15 protein-coding genes and 1 tRNA gene are annotated in these 13,824 nt (G+C 36.4%); 15 read left to right on the top strand and 1 reads right to left on the bottom strand.

Annotated features, from left to right (window positions below; genetic code table 11):
• Positions 1–26 precede the first annotated feature (26 nt).
• The 3 genes from noc to spo0J all read left to right on the top strand — a co-directional run bounded on the left by noc (position 27) and on the right by spo0J (position 2,693).
• On the top strand, positions 27–899 hold the full coding sequence (gene noc, locus BAU23_RS15460; protein ID WP_071734778.1) for a nucleoid occlusion protein: 873 nt from the start codon (positions 27–29) through the stop codon (positions 897–899).
• Between the two features lie 188 nt (positions 900–1,087).
• Complete coding sequence (gene soj / locus BAU23_RS15455; RefSeq protein ID WP_000516117.1) at positions 1,088–1,849, top strand: sporulation initiation inhibitor protein Soj; 762 nt, start codon at positions 1,088–1,090, stop codon at positions 1,847–1,849.
• Positions 1,842–2,693: a stage 0 sporulation protein Spo0J gene (gene spo0J / locus BAU23_RS15450; RefSeq protein ID WP_001051821.1), complete on the top strand. Its 852-nt coding sequence runs from the start codon at positions 1,842–1,844 to the stop codon at positions 2,691–2,693. Before soj ends, spo0J begins: the two co-directional genes overlap by 8 nt.
• Positions 2,694–2,713: 20 nt before the next feature.
• Here spo0J and yyaC read toward each other — a convergent pair whose 3' ends face one another.
• Positions 2,714–3,310: a spore protease YyaC gene (yyaC, locus tag BAU23_RS15445; protein WP_001020734.1), complete on the bottom strand. Its 597-nt coding sequence runs from the start codon at positions 3,308–3,310 to the stop codon at positions 2,714–2,716.
• A gap of 260 nt (positions 3,311–3,570) precedes the next feature.
• Between yyaC and BAU23_RS15440 the strand changes: the two genes are divergently transcribed.
• From BAU23_RS15440 to BAU23_RS15385, 12 genes are all read left to right on the top strand, one after another.
• Positions 3,571–4,428, top strand: a complete 858-nt coding sequence (locus BAU23_RS15440; protein ID WP_000362301.1) for a mechanosensitive ion channel family protein — start codon at positions 3,571–3,573, stop codon at positions 4,426–4,428.
• 20 nt (positions 4,429–4,448) lie between these two features.
• On the top strand, positions 4,449–4,646 hold the full coding sequence (locus BAU23_RS15435) for a DUF951 domain-containing protein (protein WP_000436055.1): 198 nt from the start codon (positions 4,449–4,451) through the stop codon (positions 4,644–4,646).
• 115 nt (positions 4,647–4,761) lie between these two features.
• Positions 4,762–5,862 (top strand): redox-regulated ATPase YchF, encoded by a 1,101-nt coding sequence (gene ychF, locus BAU23_RS15430; protein ID WP_000524673.1) that lies wholly within the window; start codon positions 4,762–4,764, stop codon positions 5,860–5,862.
• A gap of 191 nt (positions 5,863–6,053) precedes the next feature.
• Positions 6,054–6,344 carry a 30S ribosomal protein S6 gene (gene rpsF / locus BAU23_RS15425; RefSeq protein WP_001233782.1) on the top strand — a complete coding sequence of 97 codons (291 nt, stop codon included), beginning with the start codon at positions 6,054–6,056 and terminating at the stop codon, positions 6,342–6,344.
• A 26-nt stretch (positions 6,345–6,370) separates the two neighbouring features.
• Entirely contained in the window at positions 6,371–6,892 is a 522-nt protein-coding gene (ssb, locus tag BAU23_RS15420; protein WP_000981963.1) for a single-stranded DNA-binding protein, read from the top strand.
• 44 nt (positions 6,893–6,936) lie between these two features.
• Complete coding sequence (gene rpsR, locus BAU23_RS15415) at positions 6,937–7,170, top strand: 30S ribosomal protein S18 (RefSeq protein ID WP_000918874.1); 234 nt, start codon at positions 6,937–6,939, stop codon at positions 7,168–7,170.
• A 79-nt stretch (positions 7,171–7,249) separates the two neighbouring features.
• Positions 7,250–8,182: a YybS family protein gene (locus BAU23_RS15410; RefSeq protein ID WP_000843150.1), complete on the top strand. Its 933-nt coding sequence runs from the start codon at positions 7,250–7,252 to the stop codon at positions 8,180–8,182.
• Positions 8,183–8,283: 101 nt separating this feature from the next.
• Positions 8,284–10,257 (top strand): DHH family phosphoesterase, encoded by a 1,974-nt coding sequence (locus BAU23_RS15405; protein WP_071734777.1) that lies wholly within the window; start codon positions 8,284–8,286, stop codon positions 10,255–10,257.
• The gene (rplI, locus tag BAU23_RS15400; protein WP_000864226.1) at positions 10,254–10,700 is read left to right on the top strand and encodes a 50S ribosomal protein L9; all 447 of its coding nucleotides are present in this window, start codon (positions 10,254–10,256) and stop codon (positions 10,698–10,700) included. Before BAU23_RS15405 ends, rplI begins: the two co-directional genes overlap by 4 nt.
• Before the next feature lie 27 nt (positions 10,701–10,727).
• A complete protein-coding gene (gene dnaB / locus BAU23_RS15395) occupies positions 10,728–12,077 on the top strand; it encodes a replicative DNA helicase (RefSeq protein WP_001286241.1) in 1,350 nt (449 codons plus the stop codon).
• A 215-nt stretch (positions 12,078–12,292) separates the two neighbouring features.
• Complete coding sequence (locus tag BAU23_RS15390; protein WP_000100227.1) at positions 12,293–13,582, top strand: adenylosuccinate synthase; 1,290 nt, start codon at positions 12,293–12,295, stop codon at positions 13,580–13,582.
• A gap of 154 nt (positions 13,583–13,736) precedes the next feature.
• A tRNA-Lys gene (locus BAU23_RS15385) sits at positions 13,737–13,812 on the top strand.
• Positions 13,813–13,824 lie beyond the last annotated feature (12 nt).

Genomic DNA, 13,824 nt, shown 5'->3' with positions numbered 1-13,824 from the left:
TAGGCCTAAAAGGTGGTGGAATATGTATGAAAAATACGTTTTCTCGTTTATTTGGCTTTGGAGATAAAGAGAGCGAATTCGAATTACAAGAGGAAAGCCATGAAGAAATAGATAAAAAGGTATATGAGGAAATACAAGAAATCCCGATAGTAAATATTACCCCTAACCGTTATCAACCACGAACAGTTTTCGATGATGCACGAATCGATGAACTAGCATTAACGATTCGTACTCATGGGCTTATCCAGCCGATTGTCGTGAGGCAATATGAGGATGATAAGTATGAGATTATTGCTGGAGAAAGACGTTTCCGCGCAGCAACGAAGCTAGGGTGGGAAAAGGTTCCTGCGATTATAAAGAACTTAAATGATACAGAGACAGCTTCTGTAGCGCTAATTGAAAATTTGCAACGTGAGGAATTAACAGCAATCGAGGAAGCTGTGGCATATCAAAAGCTGATTGAGTTACATAATTTAACACAAGAAGCACTGGCACAACGACTTGGAAAAGGGCAATCCACAATCGCAAATAAGTTGCGATTGTTAAAGTTGCCTGAAGAAGTAAAAAGTGCATTATTAGAAAAAAGTATTACAGAGCGTCACGCTCGTGCTCTCATTCCTTTAAAAAATGAGGAATTACAACTGAAGGTTTTACAAGAAATTGTGGAAAAACAACTGAATGTAAAGCAAACAGAAGAACGAATTGCAAAATTATTAGAGGAAGCAAAACCGAAGCGTAAAGCGAAGCAAAAAGCAGTAAGTAGAGATACGAGAATTGCTATGAATACAATTAGGCAGTCATTAGAAATGGTTGCTAATAGTGGTTTAAATGTTAATTCTGAGGAAGAAGAATTTGATGAGTACTATCAAATTACGATTAAAATTCCGAAGAAAAAATAATAATGGCGTGTTAGAGACCTTATCCTAGTGGAGAGGTCTCTTTTACTATATTTTCTTGTTAATGAAGAAGGAGTTTAGAAATAAATTTTGAAGTTTAATAAGGACGTAAAAGAAAAGCTTTTATTTCATGTTACAATAAACGTAATTGTTACTAGAATAAGATAGAAAGGTTGAAAGTAGGTGACATCATGGGAAAAATCATTGCTATTGCTAATCAAAAAGGCGGTGTTGGAAAAACAACAACATCTGTTAATTTAGGGGCTGGATTGGCGCAAGTAGGTAAAAAAGTCCTTCTCGTAGACATTGATGCTCAAGGAAATGCCACGACTGGTGTGGGAATTGAAAAATCCGAATTAGATCAATGTATTTATAATGTTCTGGTGGAAGATGCAGATGTTCAAGGAGTTATACGGAAAACCGCAACTGAAAACTTAGATGTTCTACCCGCTACAATTCAATTGGCCGGTGCTGAAATTGAATTGGTACCGACTATTTCCCGGGAAGTACGTTTGCAAAGGGCATTACAGCCAGTTCGTGATGAATATGATTATATTATTATCGACTGTCCCCCATCCTTAGGGTTATTAACGATTAATGCATTAACAGCAGCGGATTCAGTTATTATTCCTGTTCAGTGTGAATATTACGCACTAGAAGGATTAAGTCAGCTATTAAATACGGTTCGACTTGTGCAAAAACATTTAAATAAAAATTTAGCAATCCAAGGTGTATTGTTAACGATGTTGGATGCCCGTACAAATTTAGGGATTCAAGTTATAGATGAAGTGAAAAAATACTTTAGGGATAAAGTATACCGTTCGATTATTCCTCGAAATGTGCGCTTAAGTGAGGCGCCAAGTCATGGGAAACCGATTATGCAGTATGACGCTAAATCAAGAGGAGCAGAAGTATATATAGATTTAGCAGAGGAAGTGATTGCAGGTGGCTAAAGGATTAGGAAGAGGAATTAATGTGTTTTTTCCTGATTTGGATGTGAAGGAAGAAGAAACAATTCAGGAGATTATAGTAACTGAATTAAGGCCGAACCCATATCAACCACGTAAGCATTTCAATAAAGAAGCAATTCAGGAATTAGCGGCTTCTATTAAAGAACATGGCATATTGCAACCATTAATCGCTAGAAAGAGTATTAAGGGATATGAAATTGTTGCAGGTGAAAGAAGATATCGTGCTGCTAAAGAGGCTGGACTTGAAAAGGTTCCTGCTGTTGTAAGGCAATTAAACGAGCAGCAAATGATGGAATTTGCTTTGCTTGAAAACTTACAACGAGAAGATTTAAATCCTATGGAAGAGGCAATGGCATATCAGATGTTAATGAGTGAGCTAAATGTAACGCAAGAACAATTAGCGAAACGTCTTGGTAAAAGCAGACCTTACATTGCAAATTATACTCGGTTATTAAGCCTCCCTTCGTTCGTACAAGATATGATTGCAAATGGTCAACTTTCAATGGCTCACGGTAGAACCTTACTTACGATAAAAGATGAAGAACAGCTGAAGTCTTTGTTGAAACGAATCGAAAAAGAAGGATTAAATGTTCGCCAATTAGAAAAAATTGTCCAGGAGATTAATCAAAGCGTTTCACGTGAAACAAAACAGATAAAAAAAGATCGAAATATATTCTTCGTAGAGCGCGAGACGTTCTTAAGAGAAAAGTTTGGTACAGATGTAAAAATTAAAGAAACAAAAAAAGAAAAAGGTAAAATTGAAATTGAATTTTTCAATAAAGAAGATTTAAATCGTATTTTAGAATTATTATCACAGAAAAACTAAAAAGCAAACCATCTTATTATTTAGAGATGGTTTGCTTTTTTTAACGCAGATAATTTTTGATCCGTTTCTTTTATACTTTGTGCAATTACATCAGCCATTTTCATGACTAAACTTAATCTTGTATTTTGAAGAACAAAAAACTCCATAAAACCATTTAGATTGACGATGCCGTGTATATGCAAATCACCAACTGCAGGTAATTTCTTATTCATCGCAGCTCCAGGTTTACTAGGTCCCTTTCCAGTAGTGATTGAACCGATACTTTGAGATTTTCCTAAGCATGCATCAACAGCAATTATAAAAGAAGTAGGATTTTCTTTCTGTATATTCTGAATTTTCTCTTCTAAATTTAACGCATGTATTGGTTCATCTAGTGTGCCGAATACTTGGAAGTTTTTAATTTCTACTTGTTCTAGTTTAGTGCCAACTAATGGGCCGAGTGCATCACCGGTGGAACGATCTGTTCCGATACAAACGAGAATGAGTGGTATGTTAGTTTTAATGGGAATATGGGAAAGTAAAAAGTTACTGATTGTCTCGGAGGCTTCTAAGTCTTGGTGCATAACATTTTGAGTTTCTTTTTCGAAAAAAGGTAAGCGAAAACTTCCAATATTCATGAAGCACCCATCCTTTTAATAAATTTTCAAAATATGTTATACGTTGAGTAAAATGGAAAACTATAAGTGCGTACTTTTTGCAAAATGTGAGTGAAAACGGAAATAATAGTACTAGTATATATATATTCGCTCCATTTTATACCTGGATAGAAGTTAACAAATGGAATTAAAGTCATAAAATTTTTTCAGAAATCAGAGAGACTTCTGATACAATGAGAAGGATAACTAAAAAGAAATTTTAGCTGGAGAGGTAGAGGTACATGGATTTAGCGTTGAAATGGTTTGAGTCCATTGATTGGACGAATATAGGTGTAAAATCACTAAAAATAGTCGTTATTTTAATACTTGGTGCAATCATTGTGCGAGTTGCAAGGGCAGTTGTACGAAATGCGTTTCGCATGGGAAGTCGTTCGCCAATTCAAATTTCAGAACGTCGTACAGTTACAGTAGCGAAGTTACTTGAAAATATTGTGGCATACGTTGTTATATTTATTATGTTGATTGCGATTTTAGGCGTGTTCAATATTAATGCATCAGGTCTATTAGCTGGTGCCGGGGTTATTGGTTTAGCAGTCGGATTTGGTGCTCAAAGTTTAGTGAAAGATGTCATTACAGGACTATTTATTTTGCTAGAAGATCAGTTTTCAGTTGGTGACTATGTAAGAATTGGTCAGTTTGAGGGAGTTGTTTTAGAAATTGGACTTCGTACAACGAAACTAAAGAGCTGGACAGGGGAAATTCATACTTTACCAAACGGAAGTATTATTCAAGTTACTAATTTTTCGGTTAGTAATAGTGTAGCATTCGTTGATGTATCTATTTCGTATGAGGCTGACATAGCAAAAGCAGAGCAAGTAATTGAAGAGTTATTAGTAGAATTACCTGCAAAGTACGAGAAGATGGTAACAACGCCTCAATTGTTAGGTGTACAAACATTAGCTGCATCAGAAGTTATATTACGTGTTATTGCTGAAGTGGAGCCGATGCAACATGCAGTTATTGCAAGAGCTCTTCGTAAAGAGATTAAAACTCGTCTGGATTTACATGGAATTGAAATTCCATATCCACGTATGGTTTTATATAATCGTGAAGAATTGGTTAGTGGAAAAGCAATTTAGTATGGAGAGGGGTTTGGAGAGTGGAGCAAAAGCAATATAACTTGTACGATGTTGTGGAAATGAAGAAGGCCCATCCATGTGGTGTAAATCGCTGGAAGATTATTCGTATGGGAATGGATATCCGCATTAAGTGCGAGGGATGTGACCATTCGGTAATGATTCCTCGAAGAGAGTTTGATCGTAAGGTAAAAAAAATACTTGTGAAGCATGAAGAATAGAGAGAAAGTAACAGTTGCAGTGGGTAGCTGTTACTTTTTTTCGTTTGGAGGAAACTTGTCATTTTTTTCGTTACTATCTATAATGATGAAAGATTGAGACATAGGAGTGAAAAATATGGGATTAACGGCTGGGATTGTTGGATTACCTAACGTAGGAAAGTCCACTTTATTTAATGCAATTACACAAGCAGGAGCAGAATCTGCGAACTATCCATTCTGTACAATTGACCCAAACGTAGGGATCGTAGAAGTACCAGATGAGCGTTTAAATAAATTAACGGAATTAGTAGAACCGAAAAAAACTGTTCCGACTGTATTCGAATTTACTGATATTGCAGGTATCGTAAAAGGTGCAAGTAAAGGTGAAGGATTAGGAAATAAATTCTTATCTCACATTCGCCAAGTAGATGCAATTTGCCAAGTTGTTCGTTGTTTTGAAGATGAAAATATTACACACGTTTCAGGGAAAGTAGATCCAATTGATGATATTGAAACAATCAACTTAGAACTAATCTTAGCGGATTTAGAATCAGTTGATAAACGTATCGAGCGTGTTGCGAAATTAGCAAGACAAAAAGATAAAGAAGCAGTATATGAGCAGGAAATTTTAGTGCGTTTAAAAGAAGCTTTCGAAGAGGGAAAACCAGCTCGTACTGTTGAATTTACAGAAGAGCAAATGAAGATTGTTAAAGGCCTTCATTTACTTACAACGAAAGAAATGCTATACGTAGCAAACGTAAGTGAAGATGATATTATGGATCCTTCTGAAAATAAATATGTACAAATGGTAAAAGAATTTGCTGCAAATGAAAATTCTCAAGTTATCGTTGTATGTGCAAAAATCGAAGAAGAAATCGCTGAGTTAGACGAAGAAGAGAAAAAAGTATTCCTGGAAGAATTAGGTATTGAAGAATCTGGTTTAGATCAGTTAATTCGTGCTGCATATGATTTATTAGGACTTGCTACTTACTTCACAGCTGGTGTGCAGGAAGTGCGTGCATGGACGTTTAAACAAGGTATGAAAGCACCACAATGTGCTGGCGTAATTCATACAGACTTTGAGCGTGGATTTATTCGCGCGGAAACAGTTTCTTATGATGATTTAATGACAAACGGTTCTATGACAGCTGCAAAAGAAGCTGGAAAAGTACGTTTAGAAGGAAAAGAGTATATCGTAAAAGACGGAGATGTTATGCACTTCCGCTTTAACGTTTAATTTAATATTTCCTAGGAAAAATAAAGATATGAACTTGGCAAATATATTATGTGTTTGCCAAGTTTTTTACGTATTGGTGAGTTGATTCATATAACTTACTATGATATAATCTAAACTCGTGAGTAATTACTATAAATTAATTGCTCCTTGCCCATTATGGGCCGTTTAGACCAAAAGGAGGTGAAAGTGTAATGAGAAAGTACGAAATTATGTACATCATTCGTCCTGGCGTTGAAGAAGAAGCTCAAAAAGCTTTAGTTGAACGTTTTGCAGGTGTTTTAACAAACAATGGTGCAGAAATCATTAACACGAAAGAGTGGGGTAAGCGTCGTTTAGCTTACGAAATCAACGACTTACGTGAAGGTTTCTACATGATCTTAAACGTGAACTCTAACTCAGAGGCGATTAACGAATTCGACCGTTTAGCTAAGATCAACGAAGATATCCTTCGTCATATCGTTGTTAAAGAAGAAGAAAAATAATTGATATATAAGGGAGAGTGGTTCGATTGATGAATCGTGTTATCCTCGTTGGTCGTTTAACTAAGGACCCTGACTTACGTTACACGCCCAATGGTGTTGCAGTAGCTACTTTTACGTTAGCTGTGAATCGCGCATTTGCGAATCAACAAGGTGAGCGTGAAGCTGACTTTATTAATTGTGTAATATGGCGTAAACAAGCAGAAAACGTGGCAAATTATTTGAAAAAAGGTAGCTTAGCAGGCGTAGACGGACGTCTTCAAACTCGTAATTACGATGGACAAGATGGTAAACGTGTATATGTAACAGAAGTTCTTGCGGAGAGCGTACAATTTTTAGAGCCGCGTAATGGCGGTGGGGAGCAACGTGGTTCATTCAATCAGCAACCATCAGGAGCTGGTTTCGGTAACCAAAGCTCTAACCCATTTGGTCAATCTAGTAATTCAGGTAACCAAGGTAATCAAGGTAACTCTGGATTTACGAAGAATGACGATCCATTTTCGAATGTTGGTCAACCGATTGACATTTCGGACGACGATTTACCATTTTAATGGTATGAATCGGCTATTTTTAACAAAGAATGGAGGGAATAGACATGGCAGGACGCAAAGGTGGACGTGCGAAGCGTCGTAAGGTGTGTTTCTTCACATCTAACGGCATCACTCGCATTGACTATAAAGATGTTGATTTATTAAAACGTTTCGTTTCTGAGCGTGGTAAAATTTTACCTCGTCGTGTAACAGGAACAAGCGCAAAATACCAACGCAAACTTACAGTTGCAATTAAACGTGCTCGTCAAATGGCACTTTTACCATATGTTGGTGAATAATAGCGTATGAAATGCACAGTAGAGTCGGACTCTACTGTGCATTTTGCTATGCTTTTCTTTTTGAAAGAGAGGTTAGATGATGAAAAGCACGAAATTTATTACTGAGGGTGCAGCGTTATTGGCAATATATGCAATTTTATTGCTTATATCTATGTATGTTCCGATTTTGGGGACAGTTGCAATATTTGCGTTGCCGTTACCATTTATATTATTAACAGTAAGACATAAACTATCTAATGTGCTCGTAATTTTTGTAGGGGCGCTTTTTGTTACAGTTATCGTGAGTCAACCGATTAGTCTCATAAAGACAGTGATGTTTGGGTTAATAGGTGTTGTATTAGGATATATGTATAAAAAAGGGAAAAAACCAGTGGAGATATTGATAGCTGGAACACTTGCATATTTAATTGGTATGATGCTCATTTATGTGGGAAGTATAAAGTTTTTTAACATAGATTTAATGAAGCAAATGCAAAATATGTTTAGTGAAAGCATGGCGCAAAGCGAAAAAATAGCAAATGCGGCTGGTATGCCAGTTAGTAAAGAACAAAAAGAATTATTTGCACAAATGAATGATATATTACAAACCTTATTTCCAAGTATACTTGTGCTAGTTTCTGTATGTTTTTCTTGGATTACAGTGATAATATCAAGTAGTGTTTTGAGAAAGTTAAAGTACGACGCGGCACCTTGGCCGAAATTTAAAGATATACAATTGCCAAAGAGTATTGTCTGGTATTACGTCATATTTATTTTGTTATCAACTTTCATGAAAGTTGAACCAACATCATATTTACATATGGTATTTTCTAACCTATATGTAATCTTTGCTTTGCTGCTTGTATTGCAAGGATTAACGTTTATCACCTTTTTAGCACACAAAAAAGGTTTTACAAAAGGCGTCCCTATTATTAGTTTTATTGTATGTATGTTTATTCCAATGCTGTTTCCTCTTGTGACAATCTTAGGTATAATTGATTTAGGGATTTCATTGCGTTCTAAAATGCAATGAAAAACAAAGGGATAAAATAGCATTTCTATGCTATTTTAAGGTGTTTAATCTGTTTAACTAACTAGAAATTTAGTTGGTTTTACGTTATAGGAGTTGTATACATGCCTGAATTTTATAAGAAACAGTGGTTTTTATATCCTGTTTACGTATTGGCATTTTTTGTGTTGGTGCTAATCTCGATTCTTTGTTATTTTCACTTAATTATGGGGATAGCCGCTTTTTTTATTTTTAGCATCGTTTTCCTTTTAGTTATACGATTTGAACTTACTTTTCAAAGGAACTTTGAAAAATATACGACAGATATGATTACTAGGGTAAAAAAGGTGAGTAACGAAGCATTCAATCAGATGCCAATTGGTATATTGTTATACAATAAGGATTATGGGATTGATTGGGCAAATCCTTACTTGTCTTCATGTTTAGGACAACACGCATTAGCTGGGTGGCATCTGTACGATGTATCAGAAACATTACTCCTTTTTATTAAGGGAGAGACTTCTGATGATATAGTATCATTAAATAATCGAAAGTTTCGTGTGTTTGTAAGGAAAGAAGAAAAACTAATTTATTTTTTTGATGTAACTGAGCAAACAGAGATTGAAAAAATGTATGAGGATCAGCGTACGGTTTTAGCTGTTATTTATTTAGACAATTATGATGAAGTTACACAAGGATTAGATGATCAATTACGTACGAATATAACAAGCCTTGTCACGTCGCGTCTAAATGAATGGGCTGTTAAGTATGGTGCATATTTGAAACGTGCATCTTCAGAAAGATTCTTCGTTGTACTAAATGAAAGTATTTTAGCACAAATGGAGAAAGGGAAATTTAGTATTTTGGATCAAGTGCGTGAAGAAACATCCAAAAGGAATATACCACTTACATTAAGTGTTGGTGTTGGCTCAGGTGATTTACCTTTATCGGAGCTTGGAGCGATGGCTCAATCTGGTTTAGACCTTGCGTTAGGACGAGGAGGAGACCAAGTAGCTATTAAACAAGCAACGGGTAAAGTTAAGTTTTACGGTGGTAAGACGAATCCGGTTGAAAAGCGTACCCGTGTACGTGCTAGAGTTATTTCGCATGCGTTAAAGGATTTAGTATTAGAAAGCAGTAATGTCATTATAATGGGGCATAGAGCTCCTGATATGGATGCGATTGGTGCAGCGATTGGTATTTTAAAGGTAGCTCAATTAAACGAGCGCAAAGGATATATTGTATTAGACGAAAATGATTCGGATAAAGGAATCAAACGTTTGATGGATAAAGTGAAACAAAATGAAGAGTTATGGTCACACTTTATTACACCAGGGCAAGCGATGGAATTTGCAAATGATGATTCATTACTTGTTGTTGTTGACACGCATAAACCTTCGATGGTGATGGAGGAAAAACTGTTACATAAGATTGAAAATGTAGTGGTTATTGACCATCATCGCCGCGGGGAAGATTTCATTGAAGATCCATTGCTTGTTTATATGGAACCGTATGCTTCTTCAACAGCAGAGCTTGTTACAGAATTACTTGAGTATCAACCGAAAAATTTAAAGATGACAATGTTAGAAGCAACGGCATTGTTAGCTGGTATTATTGTTGATACGAGAAGTTTTACATTCCGTACAGGCGCTCGCACATTTGATGCAGCTTCTTATTTACGCTCGCATGGTGCAGACACTGTACTTGTACAAGAACTTTTAAAAGAAGACATGAATCAGTATTTACGAGTTGCAAAAGCCATTAAAAATGCGTACATTTATAAAAATGGAATTGCGATTGCTAAAGTTGATAGTGATGATTATTATGATCAGGTGCTTATTGCGCAATCAGCGGATACGTTATTGACGATGACAGGTATCATTGCATCATTTGTTATTGCGAAACGTGGAGAGAATTTCATTGGAATTAGCGGTCGGTCTTTAGGTGAATTGAATGTACAGCTAATCATGGAGAATTTAGGAGGTGGCGGGCATTTGACAAATGCAGCCACACAAATGAAAAATGTTACAGTAGATGAAGCTGAGGAGAAGCTTCAATTTGTTATTGATGACTATTTACAGGGAGGCACACAATCATGAAAGTAATTTTTCTAAAAGACGTAAAAGGTAAAGGGAAAAAAGGAGAAATAAAAAACGTACCAGACGGTTATGCAAATAATTTCTTATTAAAACAAGGATTAGCTGCGGAAGCAACAAACAGCAGTATGAAAACTTTAGAAGCTCAAAAACGTAAAGAAGAAAAAGATGCAGCAGCAGAAGTTGAGAATGCAAAAGAGCTGAAAGAAACATTAGAGAAATTAACTGTAGAAGTAAAGGCGAAATCTGGAGAAGGTGGCCGTTTATTTGGTTCTATCACAAGCAAACAAATTGTAGATGTAATGCAAAAATCACACAAGATTAAACTTGATAAGCGCAAATTTGAAATGGACGATGCAATCCGTGCATTAGGTTATACAAATGTCACTGTGAAATTGCATCCGCAAGTAACAGCAACAGTAAAAGTTCATGTTAGTGAACAATAAAAATAAATTAAGCAAGGAGGATTGCGCATGAGTGATGTAATGGCTGATCGTACCCCTCCGCATAATATAGAAGCTGAGCAGGCTGTTTTAGGTGCCATATTGATTGATCAAGATGCGTTAACGTCAGCATCGGAGTTATTGGTACCTGACTCATTCTATCGAACGAAACATCAAAAGATTTTTGAAGTCATGCTTGGGTTGTCTGATAAGGGAGAACCAATTGACTTAGTAATAATGACATCAGCGATGGCTGATCAAGGATTACTAGAAGAAGTTGGTGGGGTTTCTTACCTAGCAGAGTTAGCAGAAGTTGTTCCAACAGCTGCAAACGTAGAATATTATGCACGCATCATCGCTGAAAAGGCGCTTTTACGTCGTTTAATTCGAACGGCGACTCATATTGTATCGGATGGATATGAGAGAGAAGATGATGTGGACGGCCTTTTAAATGAGGCTGAGAAAAAAATATTAGAAGTATCGCATCAAACGAATGCAAAAGCATTCCAAAACATTAAAGATGTTCTTGTAGATGCTTATGATAAAATCGAACTTTTGCATAATCAAAAAGGTGAAGTTACGGGAATACCAACTGGATTTACTGAATTAGATAAGATGACCGCAGGTTTCCAACGAAATGATTTAATCATCGTGGCGGCGCGTCCATCGGTAGGGAAAACTGCATTTTCATTAAATATCGCACAAAACGTAGCGACAAAAACGGATGAAAATGTAGCGATCTTCAGTCTAGAGATGGGCTCGGATCAGCTTGTTATGCGTATGCTTTGTGCAGAAGGAAATATTGATGCACAAAGACTTCGTACCGGTTCATTAACTTCTGATGATTGGGCAAAATTAACAATGGCGATGGGGAGCCTTTCTAATGCTGGTATATATATTGATGATACACCAGGGATTAAGGTAAATGAGATTCGAGCAAAATGTCGTAGATTAAAGCAGGAACAAGGTCTTGGGATGGTTTTAATTGACTATTTACAGCTTATTCAGGGAAGTGGGAAGTCGGGCGAGAACCGTCAGCAGGAAGTATCTGAGATTTCGCGTACATTAAAAGGGATTGCGCGTGAATTACAAGTGCCTGTTATTGCCCTTTCACAGTTATCCCGTGGCGTTGAATCTCGTCAAGATAAACGCCCTATGATGTCTGATATTCGTGAATCGGGGAGTATTGAGCAGGATGCTGATATTGTAGCATTCTTGTATCGTGAAGATTACTATGACCGTGAAACGGAAAATAAAAATACGATTGAAATTATTATTGCAAAGCAGCGTAATGGTCCCGTAGGTTCAGTAGAGCTTGCATTTGTTAAGGAATTTAATAAATTCGTCAACTTAGAACGACGCTTTGAAGATGGGGCATAAAGGCAGTATAAAAAAGAAACACATTTCTTATAATAAGATGTGTTTCTTTTTTTATATAGGAAAGATAAGGCTTTCATAATGTGAAAATATAATTCTTACGAACGAAAATGAATTTTAATAAAAAAATGTTCGCTTTTTGGTTGACTTCTTTTTCGGTTTTGGTACAATTATATTGTTTGAATAGATCGTTTGAAAATCGCGGAGGTGCTTTAATAATGTCTTCAGTAGTAGTTGTAGGAACACAATGGGGCGACGAAGGAAAAGGTAAAATCACTGATTTTCTTTCTGAGCATGCGGAAGTAGTTGCAAGATATCAAGGTGGAAATAACGCGGGACATACAATTGTTTTCGGCGGAGTTAAATATAAATTACACTTAATTCCATCTGGTATTTTCTATAAAGAGAAAATTTGTGTAATCGGAAACGGCTTAGTAGTCGATCCGAAAGCATTGCTTGAAGAGTTAAAATACTTACACGATCGTGGTGTAAGTACTGATAATTTACGTGTAAGTAACCGTGCGCACGTTATTTTACCTTATCACTTAAAACAAGATGAGTTAGAAGAAGCTAGTAAAGGTGATAACAAAATCGGTACAACGAAAAAAGGTATCGGTCCTGCATATATGGATAAAGCTGCTCGTATCGGTATCCGTATGGCTGATCTTTTAGACCGTGAAGCATTTAAAGAGAAGCTTGAGCGCAATTTAGTAGAAAAAAATCGTTTGTTTGAAAAAATGTACGATACAGAAGGTTTCAGCGTAGAAGAAATCTTTGAAGAGTACTTCGAATACGGACAACAAATCGCACAATATGTATGCGACACATCTGTTGTATTAAATGATGCACTAGATAACAATCACCGTGTATTATTTGAAGGTGCACAAGGTGTTATGCTTGATATCGACCACGGTACGTACCCGTTCGTTACATCTTCTAACCCGATTGCTGGTGGTGTAACAGTTGGAACTGGAGTTGGTCCTGCGAAAGTTACTCGCGTTGTAGGTGTATGTAAAGCATATACAAGTCGTGTAGGTGATGGTCCATTCCCTACTGAGCTTCATGATGAAATTGGTCACCAAATTCGTGAAGTTGGTCGTGAGTATGGAACGACAACTGGTCGTCCACGCCGCGTAGGTTGGTTCGATAGCGTTGTTGTAAGACATGCACGTCGTGTTAGTGGTTTAACGGATTTATCATTAAATTCTATCGACGTTCTAACAGGTATTCCAACTCTTAAAATTTGTGTTGCTTACAAATACAATGGAGAAGTTATCGATGAAGTTCCAGCAAACTTAAACATCTTAGCGAAATGTGAGCCTGTATATGAAGAGCTTCCAGGTTGGGAAGAAGATATTACTGGTGTAAAATCATTAGACGAACTTCCTGAAAATGCAAGAAAATACGTAGAGCGTGTTTCTGAATTAACAGGAATCCAATTATCTATGTTCTCAGTTGGACCAGATCGTAATCAAACAAATATCGTTCGTAATGTATACGAAGCTTAATTGATATAAGAAATTGATTTTTGTAAGAAAAAACTCATGCTCTCATGAGTTTTTTCTTATCTTTTATAAAAAAATAAAAAAAGGTATTGCAAAAACAAAAGATAATATGCTATGATATGTCTTGTCGTCACGAAAATATGACGTTGGTGAGTATGAGCCATTAGCTCAGTTGGTAGAGCATCTGACTTTTAATCAGAGGGTCGAAGGTTCGAATCCTTCATGGCTCACCATTTTATTTTTCG

The sequence above is a fragment of the Bacillus nitratireducens genome, assembly GCF_001884135.1.
GTDB lineage: Bacteria > Bacillota > Bacilli > Bacillales > Bacillaceae_G > Bacillus_A > Bacillus_A nitratireducens.
This window is presented reverse-complemented; position numbering and strand designations above follow the sequence as displayed.

Coding starts and splice junctions, on each gene's coding strand:
- noc (WP_071734778.1), top strand. CDS start 27: ATGAAAAATACGTTTTCTCGTTTATTTGGCTTTGGAGATAAAGAGAGC.
- soj (WP_000516117.1), top strand. CDS start 1,088: ATGGGAAAAATCATTGCTATTGCTAATCAAAAAGGCGGTGTTGGAAAA.
- yyaC (WP_001020734.1), bottom strand. CDS start 3,310: ATGAATATTGGAAGTTTTCGCTTACCTTTTTTCGAAAAAGAAACTCAA.
- BAU23_RS15440 (WP_000362301.1), top strand. CDS start 3,571: ATGGATTTAGCGTTGAAATGGTTTGAGTCCATTGATTGGACGAATATA.
- ychF (WP_000524673.1), top strand. CDS start 4,762: ATGGGATTAACGGCTGGGATTGTTGGATTACCTAACGTAGGAAAGTCC.
- rpsF (WP_001233782.1), top strand. CDS start 6,054: ATGAGAAAGTACGAAATTATGTACATCATTCGTCCTGGCGTTGAAGAA.
- rpsR (WP_000918874.1), top strand. CDS start 6,937: ATGGCAGGACGCAAAGGTGGACGTGCGAAGCGTCGTAAGGTGTGTTTC.
- BAU23_RS15410 (WP_000843150.1), top strand. CDS start 7,250: ATGAAAAGCACGAAATTTATTACTGAGGGTGCAGCGTTATTGGCAATA.
- BAU23_RS15405 (WP_071734777.1), top strand. CDS start 8,284: ATGCCTGAATTTTATAAGAAACAGTGGTTTTTATATCCTGTTTACGTA.
- rplI (WP_000864226.1), top strand. CDS start 10,254: ATGAAAGTAATTTTTCTAAAAGACGTAAAAGGTAAAGGGAAAAAAGGA.
- dnaB (WP_001286241.1), top strand. CDS start 10,728: ATGAGTGATGTAATGGCTGATCGTACCCCTCCGCATAATATAGAAGCT.
- BAU23_RS15390 (WP_000100227.1), top strand. CDS start 12,293: ATGTCTTCAGTAGTAGTTGTAGGAACACAATGGGGCGACGAAGGAAAA.